Genomic DNA, 19,237 nt, shown 5'->3' on the forward strand with positions numbered 1-19,237 from the left:
TTTAAATTAATCTAAATCGTCATCATGTGGCGTATCACTAGGCACTTTTTGCGTTACAAGCGCGTTCGCAATAAGTTTATTACTAACTATCTCACCTTGTTTTAAATCATCAGCAATTTGATTGATTTTAAGGTTCTGTGCCGAACCTATTTTATATTGTTCTCTCTCTTCAATAACTTTTCTTTCTATGCTCTCTATCTTTTCAATATCAAAAACTTTAGGATAACCGCGCCACTGACTATGCTTAATAGATAATTTTATGTCATCTTCAAATGCCCCAGTAACAATATTAGGCATGCATGTCGCTTTTATTTGAACCTTATCAATTTCCTTAAAACTCATACCACAATTGCCACCAGGCTGTTTTGAAAAGAATGCAGCTACCTTATTTTTTAAGTGTGTGAGAGATTGCGGTAATTGACTAGGCACTGAGAATGTAATATCCGAGAACTCAGCCCACACCTCACTAAAATCACCAGATAAAGTGCTCACCAATTCTACCTTATAAGTGTTTTCTTTATCATGAATAGCGTTTTTACAATAACAGATCGCCTCTTGATCAAACAATCTTGCCAATAACAACAAATAATTTCTTAAATTGAATGTCTTGCTTGGCTCGTTTTGAAATACAAAAAAACTTATTTCTTTGTTAGGCAAAATATCGTTTTCTACCTCTTCTTTCCAATAACCAATCGCTTGAATATAACCAAGAAAATCACGCTTTCCATCTAAAAAAGATTTTAGGCGTTGTGTTTCTTGTGCATAGTCGCTATAGGAGTATTTGTATTTAGTGATAAATCCTTGAGTAGACATGAAATCTTTCATTGTCGCTTTGCTCTTATCTGTTGTGAATTTATCCACAAAAGCTTTATTGAATGTTTTACAATTACAGAGTTTTCTATAGATGCCATCATTTTCTCTAAGGAAATCCCTAGTTAAAGAATCGCTTTTAGCTGCTTTTATAAGCGCTTTTTGCTCTTCATCAGTAAAATCCTTTGTAAAAACTCCTTTAAAAGGTCTAAACGCTGAGATAATCCCAAAAGGTAGTCCGCTCCTAATTTTCTCATACACTCTATTAAGCTTAGCACCCTCAATTGCATAAACTTCAGCAGCATAAGCTTCAGTAGGGTTGTCCTTAATATTAGAGATTTCATCGCCAAGAAAAATCTTATCGTTCTCATCGCCAATGCCAAAAAAATCTAAAATATTTACACACAACTTATCGTCTATCACTCTAACTTTTTTATCATTTTCAAATTCTAAAAAATCATAATTCAATAACATCCAACACCTCTTTTAATTTATTTGTAAAAACAAAAACGATCCTTAAATGCCGATTTTAGCACAAGAATTAAAACCATTCCCAAATGATGAAAAAATGATTTTAGTCGTCCTCAAAAAGCACCCAATCCATAGTAAAAGATTTTCTACAGGGTCTTTTAACTTTTCTAGGGGGTGCTTCATTTAGGGTTTATTAATAGAGTTATAAAGCTCTTGTTTATTTTCAAAAAATAGAATTTCTAATTCTTTTTCCCTATGTTTCACTTTTATATGGTTATGCTCAAAGGCTTTAAGAATTAGTGGTGTTAAACCTTTTTTTTAAATTGATTTTCTTCTTTTGGGGAATAAGATAGATTATTGTTGTATTTTATGGGAACAAATTCAATCAAATATTGTTTGTCTTCTTCATTTAAATCATATTTAAATTCAAAAACAATACGATTGTAACATTTTTTATCATCACGATCAAATTCTGTTAATTTAAAATCTATATTAACACACTCGCAACCTATATGAACAGACAAATTATTATCATTAGATGAGACAATATAGCCTTCATTCTTTAAATATATCATTAAAAGTTCAATACTACCTACTAATTTTAATTTAGAAAAAAACGATTCGTTATTGTTTTCACTGCTAACAACAGGCATGAAACACTCATTCCAATTATCTGTGTTTTCCATTATAGTTTAATCCCTTCAATAATATAAGAACCCTCATAGATAGAACATTTCAACATATCTATAAAAATGTTTATATACCATTGATTAACATATATTTCTTTCATATCAGGTAACTTAATATTTTCTAATGTCATTTCTAGGCACTTCAATAGTTAATCTTGATTTTCCGCTTAAGAAGTTATTGCTAACATTAAAGATAAAATGGAATGTATTATCACGGAAATGATATTCAATCTTGTCAATTATGGCGGAAGTAAATTCTCATCATCCATGAAACAATAGTTAGCACTCAATAAAGCATCACTAATAATTTTAGTGCCAACTATCTTACCACTTTTTAAATCATTAGCAATTTCATTGATTTTAATGTTTTGTGCAGAGCTTTGCCTATAGTGGTCAAATGTTATATTTTTCTATGCTCCTCTATCTCCACCGTTGTTTTCCAAGGTGCCAAAGCTGGAGTAACTACCAAATTAATTGGCGGATAGTTTGTTGGATTATTAAGAGACTCAATAGTTTTTCCATGCAAAAAAGACCCTAATTTTAAAAGAGATTGAATAAAAGTATTAGAGTTTGAAAGTTCAACACCTAATAGAGTCCATTTCTTTCCCAAAATCATGACTTTTTGCACTTATTGGCTAACACCAACAAGTAGTTTTTTAAATTAAATGTTGCACTCGGCTCGTTTTCATATACAAAAAACAAGCTTTCGCTAGGTCCAATAACAATTTCAATAAACCCTATAAATTCACGCTTATTTATTAAGAAAGATTTTATCCGATCTTGCTTTGTTGGTTCAGAAGAAAGGTAGCCACTCCTCATCACGTTTTTAAAATGCGATAGATATGATCAAATCTCATTGTCATTTATTATTCCTTAAAATCTATTTTAGTTATGAAAACTACACTTTTCAAACTTTTAAATCAAACCATTATACCACGCTATGCCGCTAAACTACAATACAAAATCCCAAAATAAAATCCTAAACAAGATTAACCCCCCTTTTTTTAAATACCAATTTTTTTATCCCTTTGATTTGACAAAGCGAGCGATGCGTTCAATCCCCTTTTCAATCTGTTCTTCTGAGCATGCAAAAGACAAACGAACATAGCCTTCCAATCCAAAAGCCTTTCCAGGCACTAACGCCACGCCTTCTTTTTCTAATAGCTCATGGCAAAATCGCATCGAATCCCCCCCACAAAGACTGCCAATATTAATAAACAGATAAAACGCCCCATCAGGTTTTAAAGCGTTTAGCCCTTCAATCGCATTGATTTTTTCGTGGGCCAAATTACAGCGCTTTTCAAAAGCCTGACGCATCGTTTCAATTTCCTTATCCACCAATCCCTCAAGTGCCACAATAGAAGCCATTTGCGTGATAGAATTGATATTGGAAGTGCATTGGCTTTGCAAATTACTCATCAATTTGACTAATTTTTTATCCTTGCTCGCCGCATAGCCCATACGCCAGCCTGTCATCGCCACTGACTTGCTCAAGCCATTAATGGTAATGGTGCGTTTTTTCATCTCTTCACTCACCGCCGCGCAAGAAACAAACTCCCCTTTATAGACAAGCTTTTCATAAATTTCATCGCTAAGCACCCAAACTTTGGTATCTTTCAAAACTTCGCCTAAAGCCTCTAACTCCGCCTTACTATAAAGCATGCCGGTAGGGTTTGATGGGGTGGTGAGAATGAGCATTTTTGTTTTGGGGTTTAAGGCGTCTTTAAGTTGCTTTGGGGTGATTTTAAAGTGGCTTTTTTCATCGGTTTGAATGAATTGACTCACTCCTCCGCTGTATTTCACAAGCTCAGGGTAAGTTACCCAAAAAGGCACAGGGATAACCACCTCATCGCCCTCTTCTATTAAAGCTTGAATCGCATTGAACAAGCTTTGCTTAGCGCCATTGCTCACCAGAATTTCACTCGGTTCATAATCCAGGTTGTTTTCTTTTTTCAATTTAAAAGCGATCGCTTTTAGTAATTCAGGGATCCCAGCCACTGGAGTGTATTTGGTGAAGCCGTCATTTAGGGCTTTTACAGCCGCATCTTTGATCGCTTGCGGGGTGTCAAAATCAGGCTCGCCCGCTGAAAAACTTAAAATATCTTTTCCTTGCGATCTCAATTCTTTAGCGAGCGTGCTGATAGCGATCGTTGCGGATTCTGAAAGGGATTGGACTTTAGAAGAATAGGGCATGCTTAATCCTTATTAAATTTTTGGATTATCATAACATGATTAAAAAGATTTTAATTCTAATTTTCAAAAAACTTTCAAAAATGTTTCAAAAGAAAGCGGTGGTCTATGGAGAAAACTCTAATTGAAAAACTTCAATTAGAGAAAAACAAGCGTTTTAAATCAGAAATTGTAACGATACCCTACATAAAGGCTGTATTGACGGCGGTAAGTGAAGCTCAAATTCCCATGGTTAAAATAATAAACATTGATAGTAGGAATCTTCACGCCAAAGTCAAATTCTTGATGCCGGCCAATATGGGTGCGAATCCCTAAATTAAAAAGGAACTGGAAAATCGCCGGATCAAGGCTATAAGAGGTGTGCTTATAAGGGCTTTTAGTTTCCAAAAAGGCCCCTGTCGTATTACCCCAAGAGTTACCCGCGATTTGAGCCCCAAAAAAGAAACCAAAACTCGCATCTTCTTTATTAATGACATTGTATAAAGTGTCAATACCCACACCATAAGTGAACATGTCAGACAGATTGCCCATAGTCCCTACTTTGGTCGCACATGGCTCATTGAGTTTGCACACCCCACCATTATCTGATGTCAAAGCGTTCGCTCCAAACACGGCATGCCCATAATCCATAAAGCCGTAATAACGAGCACCAAACCATCTCTTCTCCCCGAAAAACTGCTTATAACCCACAGTAAGCCCTAAGCCTTGCATAACAGCCAGATAGTCGGTTTTACCCACAGGGAACTTAGGATAGTTAAATTCACTGCTCTTTGGAGGGTTTTTAACGCTTTGTGAAGCCTGACCGACTTGATAGCTAATCCCCAAATACCAAGCGTTTTTCTCGCCTTTCACTGCTTTATAGTCTTTTGGCTTTTCCAATTGCTTTTGCACTTCTGTGCTACCTTCTGCTGCCAAAAGACTATTACCTAACACTACCGATAAACAGAGCGTTTTAAACACTACAAACTTTTTCATACAACATTTTTCCTTCTAAAAGTCTACATTTCGTATAATAATAACATAATAATCTATAAAAAACCTAAATTTCTTAAGAAAAACACCCCTAAAACTTAAAATTTTAAATTTTCTAGGGGGTTTTGGCGGTTTGGCTCTGCGATTTTTTCTGTTTTTGGGGGTTTCTTAATAAAGTTTAATAAACTTCCAATGTTTTAAACAATGAGTATTAGGAAATAATCTATTCTTTTTTAAAACTATTCTCACAATCTTTAAGCAAAGCAAGCATCCTATCAAGCGCATCTTCTTGCATTGCTTGTTTAAGTAGTTGCTCATGAATAGGTTGTTCATTATTGAACTTTTTCATTGTTTCTCTATTCATGTATTTATTTTTTAGTTTCAAGAATATCTTTTGATATTGCTCGCTATTTAAAATGCATACTCTGTGCATGTTGTGTGTTAGAAGTAAATAATTTTCATCTTCTTGTATTGTCTTTCTATTTTGATTCTTTTCCCAAATATTGAGCAGAAAATTTTTTACATTTTGATTGACACCATCGTTATTCTTCGTAATGGGAAATAAATCGCAAATGAGATAATTAGAAATGAATATCTGTGTGTCATTAGGAAGTTCCATTATTTCTTTAATAAGCGTATTGATTAGGGCTTGCTGTATGAGATCTAGCTCAATATTATACTCAATATTGTATTGTTGCAAAATAAAGAGCAAATTTTGCATACAGCGTGGTGAACTTTCTAGGATTATTAAATACCCGCTAAAGTTCTCAGTCAGTTTTCTAATAAAAGAAAAGAGAATGCGATCCAAAATAGAAAACTTGATCTCTGTTTTAATTTCCATTTTAAATTTATTCCATTGTTTTGTAATGAAATATCCCATCGAATCGTAACTATTCCATAGCAGGTCTTCATCTATTTTTTCTTGGCATATTTCAATAATAGCGTCAAATGTATTCTGATCCAACTCTATCCAAGCGCTTAATACCAAAAAATTCTTAAAAAGTCTGCTAAATTTAGTTTCAAACATATCAATATTAACAAATTGAGAAGAAATATTTTTAAAAATCCCTATCAAGTCAATATCTCTTTCTGTTTTAAAAATAATATTTGTTTTTTGAAAATATTGATTGAGTTTTTGCATTAGAATTTTGTTATCGAAATATTTCAAGATGCAGTAAATTTGTTCCGATTTTAAAGTAATCGGTATTGCTTCATTATTGTTTCTTCTTTTTTCTTGGATCTGATATATTGCTAAAAAAGAAAAGAATATTTCAGTCATTTGTTCAAAAAATTTCTCTTGATTTCCATCAATAATAAGGAAACTGAAATATTCTGACAGGGTTTTTTTGAATATTCCATCAGCTTTGTTTTGATTGTTATTGAAGCTAAAAGAACTATCGCTACTGCTCCATATTTCTAAGTCCTTTAACGCTTTTTCTTTTAGTTGGTAGGCTTTTATCAAGTTAGTATCGAGTGTGGTGCCAATATCTCTAAGATATTTTAGCTGCTCTCTTTTATAAAAAGGGAGTTCATAAAAACTCTCATTTAGATCTATTGATACTCTTTCTTCGTGATATTTTTCTAATTTTTTATTGTTTTCATCACTATACCCATAAAATAGCGGTATATTGTACATATTATACAAACTAATATACCAAACATCATAGTTTCTTTCACGAAAGGCTTGTTTGGAATTTATTTTTAATGTCTCAAAAGCTTGAATACCTTGTCCAAGATGGTAGAGTAAAAATGCTTTTTCTAATTCGTTAAGAACGCTAGAGCTTTTTAGTGATATTTCACTAATTCTTTTTTTCATTGCGTTATAATCAAAATTAAAAATCATTTTTCTTAGTTGCTTAGTTGAAGAAACAACTCCGCTGTAACTTTTAGAAATATCTTTTGGTTTATCTTTTTTTATCTCTTTTAGAAAGCTTAGCAGTTCCTCATAATGTCCTTTTTTTTCAAAAAGTTCTTGGGTATAAAGAATGTGAATATTTTTATTTTTGTAAAATTCAAATTCAATCCTATCAAACTCTTTAGCTGTTTTAATAAAATAGATTGGTTTTACACTTTTTGAATGAGAATTTACCCAAGAAATAATTTGCTTTACATTTTGATCGCTCAATGAGTAGCCAAGCAAAATCACTGTATCCGTTGAAAAAACTCCTTTAATATAGTTTCAATCAAAGGGAAATACTTACTATATTCTAGATAATCTTGCTCTTTAAATACGATGTTGTTTTCATCTAAACTTCCATGCATTTTAATAAACTTTGCAAAGCCGGTTGAGCTCCCAATATCTTTATCGCTCTTTATAATATTAAAAAATCTGCCCTCCTCATTGATTGCTTGCTCAAACAGATTGTCCCAATTTGTCGTGATTAAATTTTTAATATTCAATTTGACAATCTCCAAATGCAAATCATTTTTCTTTGCACTATTTATTAGGGATTAGAGATTTTAAAGTTTGGTAATAAAAACTCTCTCCAAATTGATTGTAAAATTTTTCTGCAAGGACAAGATAATCCTCATTTTTTTTGGTATCACCATAAAGACACTTTTGAAGCTCATTGATCAAATCACCCCATTTAGGCAATTTTGATTCAGCGCTTATTCCAGCTCCTGCGAATATGCTTAAATAGTTTTCATTGTGAGCTTTCCTAATATTGTCTATTGATGTCTCAATAAACTCTTTATATTGTTGGTTATTTACTCAAACCTCTTCTCGCTGATCTTTTCTATCAAATCCACGCTTTTTACCGAAAGTGTGATGACCTTACAAAGGAGTTCAAAAATGTATTTGCCGCCGGCGTAATCGTTCGGGTTGTTTTCAATCAAGCTGTCTTTATCCATAGTCTTTTGATAGCGTTCAATCACCCAGTCAATCGCGCTTTTGCCATTCACCACATATTTAAAAGCTTTTTCAGGGATTTGAGTGATGGTGATATGGTGGTTATATGTGATGCGATCCCCTTTTTTGGTCATTTTTTCCACATCATAATAGCCTTCCATTCCGGCGTTCATCAGTGTGGTGTGTTTAACGCTTGTGTGCATTTCCCCATTCTCATAGTTTAAGTGCAATTCGGCTAATTCCTTGCCAAGAGTAGAGAGTTCTTTAAAATCATCGCTCAAAGCGATGCGTGGCGCTTCTTTGGCGAGGGAATTTTTGTATTTTTCCAAATAGCCCTTATGGTGTAAAACCGCATAAATGTAGTAAAAAATCTCTTCTTCAGTAATAGCATTATCTTTATAATGCCTCCTGAAGAGGTTGAGCGCATAGCCGCTGATAGCGTTATAGCGGTTCCCCAGATCATCGTAATGATACAAAGGGTAAGCTTGGTTGGGTGAGATCAAACTATCATCAGAAATAAAATCGCTTACAAGAGCGCTAAAATTCTTACCATTACCCACACCGGTATTGATCATTACATTCTGAGCGTCTTTATCCGGGAAAATTTTTGGCAATTGGGATTGTTTTTCATTTAAATTTTTATCAAAATAAAGCCATTGTTTGTTAAAAGGGCGATACAGGGCCAATCTTATGCGATCTTTATGGCTTTCTTGCAGATTTTTATTTTTGATAAATTCTTGTTTCAAAGCGCGAGTCCAAGAAATTTTCGTTTTATCGGTGGTGATTTCTGAATCGTTGAGTTGCTTGTAAAGTTTGTCTGATTTGACGCCTTCTTTTATGCGTTGTTTGAAAGCTTCCCTAAAAACCTCATTGAAGCGCTTCAAATCAGCGTTATAAGTGTCAATGCATGTTTGCACCGATTGCATTAAATTTTTTGGAGAAAAGTTATACACCCAAGGATCACGCCCGCTCACAACACCGCTAGAATTGATGTCAAAAATGCTAGGGTTTTGGAGTTTTTTGTCTCTTTTTAAAGGGATGAGTTTGTCAAAGCCGTCTTCTCTTTGATTGATCCAATCGCCTTTGTCATTCGGGGTGATTTCCTTAAAAGGCACCGAATCTAAATTTTCAAAACCCGCGAGCAAGTTGAGTTTGGCTTCTCTTTTCAAGTAATCTTCCACTTCATAGTAAAAAATCGTATTATTAGGAACACTCTTATCTTTCACAAAAAAGACAATCGCTACCGTCGCTCTGGATCCGCTATCAAAGATTTTCCCTCCCTCTTTTTTTGACACTTCCCCTGAAGTGCGCTGATTGCCTCTCAAATTCAGCGCATAAAGATGCGAAAATTCTTTGGCCACGCATTTTCTAAACCCGTCCGCGCTTTTAGAGTCAATAAAACTCCCGTTCACCACAAAGCCTACCACCCCCTTATCTTTAAGAAGATCGCTCGCCATGCGTATACTTTGAATGAGCGTGTCTCGTATGGTTTTCCCCACATTTCCAGATGTGGAATTTTTGCCGTAAGTTTCATAAACCCATTTTTCAAGCTTAGGGTGTGAAAGGTTTTGGTTGTTATCGTTTTGAGATTTTGCGCCGGCTGAATAAGGCGGGTTGCCTATGATGACTCTAATGTTTTTTTCTTCTATGGTGGATTTGATTTTTTTGTTTTCTTTCAAATCTTCAAAGATTGGCAACACCCCCTTATCGTTTTTTTCCTCATAAATATCCAGGCTGTCCGTGAGCGCGATGTTTTTGAAATTTTTTAACGAGCCACATCCCTACTTTGCGCGGCTTGAGTGATATTGATTAAAGCGATATAATAAGATAAAAGCACGATGTCAAAAGCGAATAAATGGTTTAAAAACTTCTCTTTTAAGGCTTCGTCGCTAATGAGATTATTTTCTTTAGAAAGCAAACGGGCGATAAAACTCCCGGTTCCGGTGAAAGGATCAAAAATCGTGATGTTTTTATCGTTAAAATCCGTATTGAAATGCTTTTTCAAAATGCCATCAGTGGCTCTTAAAATGAAATCCACCACCTCTATAGGCGTATAAACAATCCCTAGTTTTTCGCTTTGCTTTCTAAAGGCTTCTTTAAAGAAAGTGTTGTAGAGGTTTTTAATGAGTTCTTGCTGGCTTTTTTGGCTTTTGGCGTGCGCTGCTTCGGTTTTCACGCTTTCATAGAGGTTTTTAAGATCTTTGGTTTCCCCTTCTAAGCCCAGAGTGGCAAGCTTTTGAACCATTTTATCCAAGGCTTTAGCGATAGGGTTTTGGATATTGTCCCCAAAAATCGCATCAAAAATGGGCTTAGTGATGATGTGAGAGGTGATCATATCCAAGGCTTCATCTTCTTTGATGTTTTGATGGATATTTTCCCTTAAGGAATTTAAAAAGTCGTGGAAAAATTCAGGGTTTTTGTCAAAAATCATTTTTAGGCGGTTGTTCAAGGTCCTTGCGATATTTCCCGTTTTTTTGGTGAAATTTTCCCAATAATTCCTGTCCCCTAATTTAGTGGGCATGACATTATACACAGCGTTTGCTAGATCTTGCAATAAGATAGCGTCAAAAAGGGTTTTTTGGGCTTGTTTGGGATCTTGCTTGGTTTTATCTTTTTGTGGCTCTTTATCGCTTTGATTGGTTTCATTATTGTCATCGCTTCCAAAGACTTTGATTTTTTCTCTAAAAGTGGCTTCATCAACCAGGCTTGGGTCATGGCTTCTTAAGGCTTTTATCACTTTCCAAATGTTTTTGAAATTGGTGTTATTGACGGCTTCATCCAGGTTTTTAATTTCACTCTCTTCTAAAGCGATAGGCAAAATGATATAGCCTCTTTTCTTGCGTTTGGCTTTGCGCATCACCCTACCCACCGCTTGGATAATATCCACCATAGCGCTTTTGCCATCAAAAAAGACAATGCTATCTAGTGCCGGGACATCCACCCCCTCGCTCAAACACCTGGCGTTGCTTAAAACCTTGCAAGTGTTGGGTTGGAATTGATTGAGTTCTTCTAATTTGCCAAGCCTCTCCTTACAATTCATGGTGCCATCAATGTGATCGATTTTGATTTGTAGGTTTTTAAAACTCTTTTTCTTCAGCTCTTCATCATAGCATTCCATAATCGTTTCAAAGGAGTCTTTAATGTTCTTGCTCGTGTTAATGCTTTTACAAAAGTTTATGGCTCTTTGAGAAGGAGCGGTGTCGTATTGGTTTTGCAAGTTGTGATCTTCTTTGTTTTCATCATCTAAAACGATTAGATCCTGCTTGGCTAACCCTTTATGAGTGCCGACAATCTTACAAACAAATTCGTTATTGATGAGCTTTTTATCCAATTTAGTGCCTTCGGCTTTGAGCTGGCTGATCTTTTTATTCACGCTGTTAGTAACGCCGCTTAAATTTTCTTTTCGCACCGCTAAAATCATGACTTTGTAGTCTGTGAGAAGATCCAAAGCGATCGCTCTTTCAAAATTGAGCGTATAGATTTCTTCACCAAAAGTATCCGCATCATCCATGGAATAGATAACGTTATCGCTCTCTTTGGCTTTAGCTTTGGAACTTTCGCTATACACTTTAGGCGTGGCGGTCATGTAAAGGCGTTTTTTAGCTTTGATATTTTCATCGCTGTGGCAAAGCGTGAAAGCGTTTTTATCGTCCCTTTCATTCGTGGAATACATAGCCCCTACCGTTCTGTGGGCTTCATCGCAAATGATGAGATCGATTCCATTCAAACCCGCTTCTTGCGCCTCTTTGATACGCAACGCGCTTTGATAAGTTGAAAAGATAATGAAGCGCTTGTTTTCTTTTTGCGCTTTTTCATAAGCGCTTAAAATGTCTTCTAGGCGGGTGGAGGGCTTTAAAGGGAGCTCAGAAAATTTAATATCGTCATTGTCTTCATTCTTACTTTGCCCGGTTTTATCATCGCTGCACACGATAGAAGCGTAAAAAGGCTCGCTTTTTTCTTGCGCGTATTCTCTAAAAGTTTGAGAAAGCAAAGCGATGCTGGGTGCTAGAAAAAGCGTGATCTTAGGATCTAAAGCTTCCATGATTTTTAAAGAAGTGTAGGTTTTGCCTGTCCCGCATGCCATAATGAGCTTGCCTCTGGTGTTTTTAGGGCTAGAAAAATACTCTTTGGTGGCGTTTATCGCTTCTGTTTGGTGGGAGCGCGGTCTTTTCTTATCGCATAAGGGGATTTCGTCTTCGGTTTTTGTGGGATCAAACTTTTCCCAATCAATGCGAGAATAAATGAAATCCTCTTCAGTGATTTCATCAATATCAATCCCCATTCCTGTGCTTCTGATTTGCTCAATTGCTTTAAGGGCTTCAGAGGTTAAATTAGAAGTGGAGATGATGATCCCTTTTTTAAACTTGATCTCCCCTACCCCGCTTAGCAATTGGGTTAAAAAAGGTGAAATGTCGTTATACGAGATGTTGTTTTGATGGAATTTGCATTGCACGGCGATGTATTCTTTTGAAGTCGTTTGAATGACTATATCAATCCCCTTATCGCGCTCCTTCCCCCTTAATTCCCAATCATACCAAAGATCAATAGACTCGTATTCGTTAGCGCTGTCATGCTCTTGTAAAAATTGCTTAGAAATTTTTTCAAACAAGCTCCCTTTATGGCGAAGGTTAGGTATGGCATGCAGTTTTTCTTTGATGAGTTTATAGGCGCTGATTTCTTGCATTTTCATTCCTTATAGTGGCGTTATAAAGTCCTACATTATATAAAAAGATGTTGGAAAGTGGGGTTAAAAAGGCTTTTATTCAGCGCTTTTTAAGGCTTTAGCGATGAGTTCTAAAGGGTGCAAAAATTGCGGGGTGTTAGGGTCGTCTAAAGACTTTAAGGCGTTGTTAAGTTGCATGTGGCATGCTCCGCATTCTGCGCTTAAAATTGCAGCTTTGGTGTCTATGATTTCTTTAGCCCTAAGAAGCCCCACTTTTAAAGAAAACTCCGCCTTTTCGGTTTGCATCGTAATCCCCCCAAAACCGCAGCAATTGTCCGGCATTTCTTTAATTTCATAATGCGAATTGAGCAAATTTCGCACTTCTTTATGAGCGTTTAGGGTTTTTTTAGCATGGCAAGGGTTATGATAAGTGATAACCTCTTTTTTTCCCTTAGGGATTTTTTCTAAAAGATTTTTTAAAGAGGTGTGTTTCTCTAAAAACACGCTCGCCAGATAGATTTTAGGCGTGATTTTTTCCAAGCGTTTCACATACAAATCCTTATCTTTTTCGCCTAAAAACACCTTGTAATAATCATTAATAAGCATGCTAGCGCATGTGGCTTCAGGCACGATGATCGCATCCACTTCATCTAAATAGCTTTCAAACCATTCTATGTTTTTTTTCACTAAAAAAAGCGTGGTGTCTTTATCGCCGGTAAAATACGCAGGCGCTGAGCAGCATTCTTGCTTAGGGATGATCGCTTGAACGTTGAGTTTTTCTAAAATATACAACAAGCTTTCCCCCACTTGTTGGTAATGGTAATTGCTCAAGCACCCTATAAAAATCGCCACTTTTTGAATGGGGTTTTCTAAAGGCTTAACCTCTGCATGCTTTTGTAAAAAACTTTTTTGATTTAAGGGAGGCAGAGCGCTTTTTTTGAAGCGTTTGAACAAACCTTTAAACACCGCCCTAGGCTCTAAACTATCCCCCACTTGCTTGAAGATACAAGGGGCTAAAAAATGCGCCACCGAAAACACCCTATCCATTTTTTTGCGGTTTTTTAAAAGGGAAAAATAGGATTTTTTATACCAAGCGATGCCGTATTTTTGAGCGATTTTTTCTCTGGCTTTTTCTATTAAAGTGTCTATGGGCAAATGAAAGGGGCAAGTTTCCACGCAAGCGGTGCATAAAAAGCAAGTTTCTAAAAGGTGTTTTAAATTCGTGTCTAATTGGAGCTTGTTTTGAGCGTTTAGGCGCATCAAATCTAAAAAGCCTCTAGGCGAAGTCGTTTCGTCTTTATGAATGCGGTATATGGTGCAACCTGGCACGCATTTAGCGCATTTAACGCAAGCGTCCCCTACTTCTTCAAAGATATTTCCATTAACATTTTCATTCATAGCGTTTTACTGAAATGTTTTTCGCCCCCACGCAAATACGCGTCAAACTCCATAGCCATGTTTCTTACGAGCATGCCCCCTGTTTTTGTCATCTCAAAGCCTTTAGAATTGAAAGAAAGCAAGCCCGCTTCTTCATAAGGCTTTAATTTTTCTAATTCTTTTTTAAAATGCACTTTAAAATCAACAGAAAATTTTTCTTCAATCTTAGAGTAATCCAATTTTAAATTGCTCATCATTTGCATGATCACTTCTTTTCTCAACGCATCTTCTTGGCTGAGCGCTACACCCCTTTCTACCGGTAAATGCCCCAAATCAAGGGCTTTTTCATAATGGTGCAAATCCTTATAATTTTGCGTGTAATAATCGCCCCCTTCGCCAATGCTCGTAACGCCAATGCCAATGGTTTGGGTGAATTTCTTCGTGGTATAGCCTTGAAAATTACGGCGTAACTCCGCTTTTTGAAGGGCTAGATACAACTCATTATCGCTTTTAGCGAAATGATCCATGCCTATCATTTGGTAGTTGGCTTTTTCTAAAAAACTAATAAGGGATTCTAAAATCTCTAGTTTGTCTCTAGGGCTTGGCAATAAGGTCTCATCAATTTTACGCATCGCTTTTTTCACCCAAGGCACATGCGCGTAATTAAACACCGCTAATCGGTCCGGATCCAGTTTCAAAACCCATTCCAAAGTTTTTAAAAAACTTTCTTTAGTCTGGTTGGGCAAGCCATAAATCAAATCAAAATTAATGGATTTGATGCCGTAATCTCTGGCGAGTTTCACCGATTCTTGAACCATTTCAAAAGGCTGGATCCTGTGAATGGCTTTTTGGACTTCAAAATCAAAATCCTGCACCCCAAAACTCAAGCGGTTAAACCCCCTATCAAACAAGGTTTGCATGTGTTCTTTAGTGAAATGCCTAGGATCAATCTCGCAACTCATTTCAACATCTTGACTGAAATTAGGGAAAACTTCTTGAATGCTTTGCGTGATTTCATCTAATTGAATGGGCGAAAAAAAGGTCGGCGTGCCGCCTCCATAGTGGAATTGCGCCACTTCTCTGTTGGTATTCATGGCGTTTTTTAAAAGAGCGAGTTCTTTTTTAAGGTAGCTGATATAACGGGTTTTTTTCTCTTCTAAGCTGGTGTAAATGACTGAACAAGCGCAAAAATAACATGCGCTCCTGCAAAAGGGCAAATGCGTATAAAGCGATAAAGGCATAGGGTTTTTGAGATGGTCATGGTTAAAAAACGCCGTTTTCAAGCTCTCTTCATTAAAATTTTCTTTAAACTCCACCGCTGTGGGGTAGCTGGTGTATCGTGGGCCGGGCTTGGAGTATTGTGAAAATTTTTCAAAATCAATGGTTTGCATTAAAAATTTTCCTCATCGCTATTGTCAAAATTTTCAAAATTATTCTCATTAAAAGGGGGTTGTTTGAACATGTTGTCAAAATTAAAAAATAAATTAGGGTGTTCTTTTTTGATTTGTTTGACAAAGTTTAAGGTGTTGATATTGGGCAAATTCCCGTCTTTTTGGCGTAAATTTTCCAATAATTGCAAGGAAACTTCGCGCACGTCTTCAAAATCAATCGGCACTTGGGTGATAATATCCCTTTCTAATTCCGCCCTAAGCCTGGCTTCAAAAGCCTTTCTGGCGTTTTCTGCCAAAAGAGAAATCACATTGTCCGGCACTAAAACGTAATTTTTATCTTCTTCATCAGAAATAAAATAGGCTTCATTTTTTTTGAACGCCCCTTTTTCTAACTCTAAAAGCATTTCATTAGCGCTGATTTTTTTGAGAAAGGCTCTGTTTTTTTGGGTGGTTAGGCTATGGATAAGTTTTTGTGATTTGGTTTTAGAAACTCGTTTTTTAGGTAATTTTTCCATTTATATCCTTTTTAAGCTGATTGTATCCAATTTCGTTTAATTCTCATTATAAATCGTTTTTAAATACTCTATTTTTGAAGTCAAATTGAGTAATACCATATCAGCCAACACCAACGCTAACAAACTCTCGCACACCACACTCCCTCTAATCGCAATGCAAGGATCATGCCTACCCTTTAACAAGCATTCGCATTCGTTATTATTGATGTCTATGGTTTGTTGAGGTTGGAAAATGCTTGGCGTGGGTTTGAAATGCACTCTAACAATGATTTCTTCCCCATTGCTCATGCCCCCTAAAACCCCTCCGCTATGATTGCTCAAAAACCCTTTTTGATTTATTAAATCGTTATACTCTGAGCCTTTTAATAAAGAGCTTTCTACCCCCTTGCCTATTTCAACCGCTTTCACCCCATTAAGCCCCATCATCGCTTCAGCGATTTTAGCGTCCAATTTAGCGTATAGCCCTTGACCTAAGCCAATGGGGAGCTTTTGATTAGTTTTTGCACTCCTTGCTCTAATCAAAGCCACACCCCCAATGCTGTCATGGTTTTTGATAGCGTTTTGAATGGCTGTTTTTTGCGCTTCTTCTTGATCTTTGTCTAGGGCAAAAATCTCGCTTTTTAAAGCGTGATTAAAATCATAATTTTTGGCTTCAATGCCCCCAATTTTAATAATCCCGCTTTCACAAACAATACCAATTTCTCTTAAAAGCATTTTAGCAAACGCCCCAGCAGCCACTCTTATAGCGCTCTCTCTGGCCGAACTCCTCCCCCCACCCCTAAAATCCCTGATGCCGTATTTATGGAAATAAGTGAAATCCGCATGGCTAGGCCTGAAAAGGTTTTTAATGTTATCGTAATCCTTACTCCTAGCCCTTTGGTTGTGGATTAAAAACCCTATGGGCGTCCCTGTGCTAAAATCTTCAAAAACCCCGCTTGTTATTTCCACCTTATCGTTCTCTTTTCGTGGCGTGGTGAAAACATTCCTCCCCCCTTGGCGGCGCTTCATTTCATTTTCTAATAGTGCATAGTCTATTTTAATCCCGCTAGGCATGCCGTCTAATACCCCCCCTATCATATCCCCATGCGATTCCCCAAAGGTCGTGAGCCTTAAAAAACGCCCCAAAGTGTTCATTTGGCTTCCTTAAGTTTTTGAAGCGCTTGATAAGCGCATTGCTGTTCGGCTTCTTTTTTGCTTTTGCCTTTAGCGGTCGCATACATTTTATCTTGAATGTATAGAGCCATTTCAAATTCTTTATGATGGTCTGGCCCTTTTTCTTGGAGTAATTGGTAAGTGGGGATCACGCAAAATTGCGCTTGGGTCAATTCCTGTAAAGCGGTTTTATAGTCCATGAACAAATGCTCCAGATCCAAACGCTTGTAAGCGCGATTGAGTAAATTTTGTATGATCTTACGCACCTTAGCTAACCCCGCTTCTAAATACACCCCAGCCATTAAAGCCTCAAAAGCGCTTGATAAAATAGAGGGTTTTTCCCTCCCCTTAGAAATTTCTTCAGAAGAAGAAACGCGCAAACAATCTTGTAAAGCAATCGCTTTCGCTAATTTAGTAAAACCATGCGCGCTCACAATAGAAGCCCTTAATTTAGAGAGTTTGCCCTCATCGTATTGATAGAATTTATGGTATAGCAACTCCCCTATCACCAAGCCCAACACCGCATCGCCCAAAAATTCCAAGCGCTCATTGTTTAAAGCGAGCTTGCATGATTTATGCGTTAAGGCTTGCTCCAATAAACGCTTGTCTTTAAAAGAATACCCTAAAGCTTTTTCTAGCGTTAGATAAGGGTTGTTAGGCGTTGTATAAGGGCTGTTTTGAGAGCGTTTGTTTTTCATCTTTTTCCCTTTAAGTGGTCGTTTTGACTCGTTTTTGTGCTTCTAATTTAGCGAGGCTATCGCATCGTTCATTCTCGGCATGCCCGTTATGCCCCTTGATCCAAACAGCCACAATAGAATGCCCTTTAGAGACTTTTAAAAATTCTTTCCATAAATCCACATTTTTAACTTTAGCAAAATTCTTTTTTTGCCAGTTAACTAGCCACACATTGATCGCTTGGCACACGTATTGCGAATCGCTATAAAGCGTGATATGGCATGGGCGTTTCAAAACTTTTAACGCTTCATTGAGCGCTCTTAATTCCATGCGGTTATTCGTGGTGAAATTTTCGCCCCCACTGATAATTTTTTCTCTATCTTTATAGCGTAAAATCGCCGCATAACCGCCTGGCCCGGGATTGCCCAAAGAAGAGCCATCGCAAAAAATTTCAATTTCTTGCATCTTAATCCACTCCCACAGCATGCGTTTCTTTAGAGATTTTAAGCACCATATCCATAAACGCTAACTGGTAACACACAGGACACCTATGGCTTTCAAAAGGAAAGATTTGTTTGCAATGCTTGCAGCGGTATTCAAAAGTCAGACGCGCTTTCATAGGGCTATTTAATAGAGCGCGTAAAACCTCTAATTCAAAAATTTGGCAAGGTTTGTTGTCCAAAAGCAGCCCTTGAGATCGCGCGATGTCTTGCAAAACGGCATGCTTTTCTAAAATAAAAGCAGGGATATTCATATCCCATAAAAGATCGAGTAAATTTTCTAGCCGTTCGGTTGCATCAATTTCTTGCCAAAAAAGATTTTCATCATGCGATTTTAAGTGATTCAGGGCGATTTTTTTCAAATCTAACGACGCCTTTGAAACATGCAAGATTTTAGCCGCATCTTCTTTGTTCTCTATTAAATGCATGAGATAAAGGTAATTTTTAATCGTTTCAATTTCAACCACTTCTAATTCTTCCAAACATTCCAAAGTCTCTAAAGCCTTTGAATAATCTTTTTCTAATTCATACGCATGCAAAAGTTTTAACAACGCTTCCACATTCCTTGGGGAAAAGCGCAAAATTTCTTTCACGGTGTCTTTTGTTTTTTGCAAATACCCCACACTAAAATAATTTTCAGCTAATAAATCTAAAACAGCGATTTTTTCTTCATCTTTTAGGGGGCGATTCAAAAGCCCTTTTAAGATTTCAATACTCATTTCTATGTCAGCTTTAGAGTACGCCCTGGCTAAAAACATCAAACTAGAAATTTTAGCATGCTTTAAAAGCTCATTTAAATTCTCACTGCTCGCATAGGCGTTTTGATTTTGGGCGAATTTTTGTAAAAATTTTTTGTTTCTCTTTCGGGTGAAATACGCTCTAGCCTGTTCTAATAGAATGACAAGAGCGATAATGAAAGTGAATAAAGCGATAGAAAATAAAGAATCTTTATAGAGGAAATTGAAATGTTGCACAATCTAA

The 19,237-nt window shown here is 36.6% G+C and carries 12 protein-coding genes and 3 pseudogenes; all 15 read right to left on the reverse strand.

What is annotated here, in order from left to right; genetic code table 11:
* Window positions 1-6: 6 nt before the first annotated feature.
* Complete coding sequence (locus tag H7N69_RS06360; RefSeq protein WP_187885151.1) at window positions 7-1,284, reverse strand: hypothetical protein; 1,278 nt, start codon at window positions 1,282-1,284, stop codon at window positions 7-9.
* A gap of 42 nt (window positions 1,285-1,326) precedes the next feature.
* Entirely contained in the window at window positions 1,327-1,464 is a 138-nt protein-coding gene (locus H7N69_RS06365) for a hypothetical protein (RefSeq protein ID WP_001873870.1), read from the reverse strand.
* Between the two features lie 122 nt (window positions 1,465-1,586).
* Window positions 1,587-1,967, reverse strand: coding sequence for a hypothetical protein (locus H7N69_RS06370; RefSeq protein ID WP_001875596.1), 381 nt, complete (start codon window positions 1,965-1,967; stop codon window positions 1,587-1,589).
* Window positions 1,967-2,789, reverse strand: a pseudogene (locus H7N69_RS07930) (hypothetical protein). The gene H7N69_RS06370 and the pseudogene H7N69_RS07930 overlap by 1 nt, the downstream one beginning before the upstream one ends.
* A gap of 201 nt (window positions 2,790-2,990) precedes the next feature.
* Window positions 2,991-4,163, reverse strand: coding sequence for a pyridoxal phosphate-dependent aminotransferase (locus tag H7N69_RS06385; RefSeq protein WP_078247393.1), 1,173 nt, complete (start codon window positions 4,161-4,163; stop codon window positions 2,991-2,993).
* Window positions 4,164-4,322: 159 nt separating this feature from the next.
* The gene (locus tag H7N69_RS06390) at window positions 4,323-5,135 is read right to left on the reverse strand and encodes an outer membrane protein (RefSeq protein ID WP_000714983.1); all 813 of its coding nucleotides are present in this window, start codon (window positions 5,133-5,135) and stop codon (window positions 4,323-4,325) included.
* A gap of 220 nt (window positions 5,136-5,355) precedes the next feature.
* Window positions 5,356-7,553: pseudogene (locus tag H7N69_RS06395) on the reverse strand (SIR2 family NAD-dependent protein deacylase).
* A gap of 288 nt (window positions 7,554-7,841) precedes the next feature.
* Window positions 7,842-12,667, reverse strand: a pseudogene (locus H7N69_RS06400) (type ISP restriction/modification enzyme).
* 75 nt (window positions 12,668-12,742) lie between these two features.
* Window positions 12,743-14,044: a (Fe-S)-binding protein gene (locus H7N69_RS06405; protein ID WP_187885152.1), complete on the reverse strand. Its 1,302-nt coding sequence runs from the start codon at window positions 14,042-14,044 to the stop codon at window positions 12,743-12,745.
* The gene (gene hemN, locus H7N69_RS06410) at window positions 14,041-15,414 is read right to left on the reverse strand and encodes an oxygen-independent coproporphyrinogen III oxidase (RefSeq protein WP_187885153.1); all 1,374 of its coding nucleotides are present in this window, start codon (window positions 15,412-15,414) and stop codon (window positions 14,041-14,043) included. The genes H7N69_RS06405 and hemN overlap by 4 nt, the downstream gene beginning before the upstream one ends.
* Complete coding sequence (locus H7N69_RS06415) at window positions 15,414-15,929, reverse strand: DUF2603 domain-containing protein (protein WP_000413463.1); 516 nt, start codon at window positions 15,927-15,929, stop codon at window positions 15,414-15,416. The genes hemN and H7N69_RS06415 overlap by 1 nt, the downstream gene beginning before the upstream one ends.
* Before the next feature lie 36 nt (window positions 15,930-15,965).
* A complete protein-coding gene (aroC, locus tag H7N69_RS06420) occupies window positions 15,966-17,063 on the reverse strand; it encodes a chorismate synthase (protein WP_187885154.1) in 1,098 nt (365 codons plus the stop codon).
* On the reverse strand, window positions 17,060-17,779 hold the full coding sequence (rnc, locus tag H7N69_RS06425; protein WP_187885155.1) for a ribonuclease III: 720 nt from the start codon (window positions 17,777-17,779) through the stop codon (window positions 17,060-17,062). The genes aroC and rnc overlap by 4 nt, the downstream gene beginning before the upstream one ends.
* 10 nt (window positions 17,780-17,789) lie before the next feature.
* Window positions 17,790-18,221, reverse strand: a complete 432-nt coding sequence (gene rnhA, locus H7N69_RS06430; RefSeq protein ID WP_187885156.1) for a ribonuclease HI — start codon at window positions 18,219-18,221, stop codon at window positions 17,790-17,792.
* 1 nt (window position 18,222) lies between these two features.
* Window positions 18,223-19,230: a tetratricopeptide repeat protein gene (locus H7N69_RS06435; protein WP_187885157.1), complete on the reverse strand. Its 1,008-nt coding sequence runs from the start codon at window positions 19,228-19,230 to the stop codon at window positions 18,223-18,225.
* Window positions 19,231-19,237 lie beyond the last annotated feature (7 nt).

The organism is Helicobacter pylori (genome assembly GCF_014497725.1).
Taxonomy (GTDB): domain Bacteria; phylum Campylobacterota; class Campylobacteria; order Campylobacterales; family Helicobacteraceae; genus Helicobacter; species Helicobacter pylori_DE.

Coding starts and splice junctions, on each gene's coding strand:
- hemN (WP_187885153.1), bottom strand. CDS start 15,414: ATGCAAACCATTGATTTTGAAAAATTTTCACAATACTCCAAGCCCGGC.
- aroC (WP_187885154.1), bottom strand. CDS start 17,063: ATGAACACTTTGGGGCGTTTTTTAAGGCTCACGACCTTTGGGGAATCG.
- H7N69_RS06390 (WP_000714983.1), bottom strand. CDS start 5,135: ATGAAAAAGTTTGTAGTGTTTAAAACGCTCTGTTTATCGGTAGTGTTA.
- H7N69_RS06415 (WP_000413463.1), bottom strand. CDS start 15,929: ATGGAAAAATTACCTAAAAAACGAGTTTCTAAAACCAAATCACAAAAA.
- H7N69_RS06370 (WP_001875596.1), bottom strand. CDS start 1,967: ATGGAAAACACAGATAATTGGAATGAGTGTTTCATGCCTGTTGTTAGC.
- rnc (WP_187885155.1), bottom strand. CDS start 17,779: ATGAAAAACAAACGCTCTCAAAACAGCCCTTATACAACGCCTAACAAC.
- H7N69_RS06405 (WP_187885152.1), bottom strand. CDS start 14,044: ATGAATGAAAATGTTAATGGAAATATCTTTGAAGAAGTAGGGGACGCT.
- H7N69_RS06385 (WP_078247393.1), bottom strand. CDS start 4,163: ATGCCCTATTCTTCTAAAGTCCAATCCCTTTCAGAATCCGCAACGATC.
- H7N69_RS06365 (WP_001873870.1), bottom strand. CDS start 1,464: ATGAAGCACCCCCTAGAAAAGTTAAAAGACCCTGTAGAAAATCTTTTA.
- H7N69_RS06360 (WP_187885151.1), bottom strand. CDS start 1,284: ATGTTATTGAATTATGATTTTTTAGAATTTGAAAATGATAAAAAAGTT.
- rnhA (WP_187885156.1), bottom strand. CDS start 18,221: ATGCAAGAAATTGAAATTTTTTGCGATGGCTCTTCTTTGGGCAATCCC.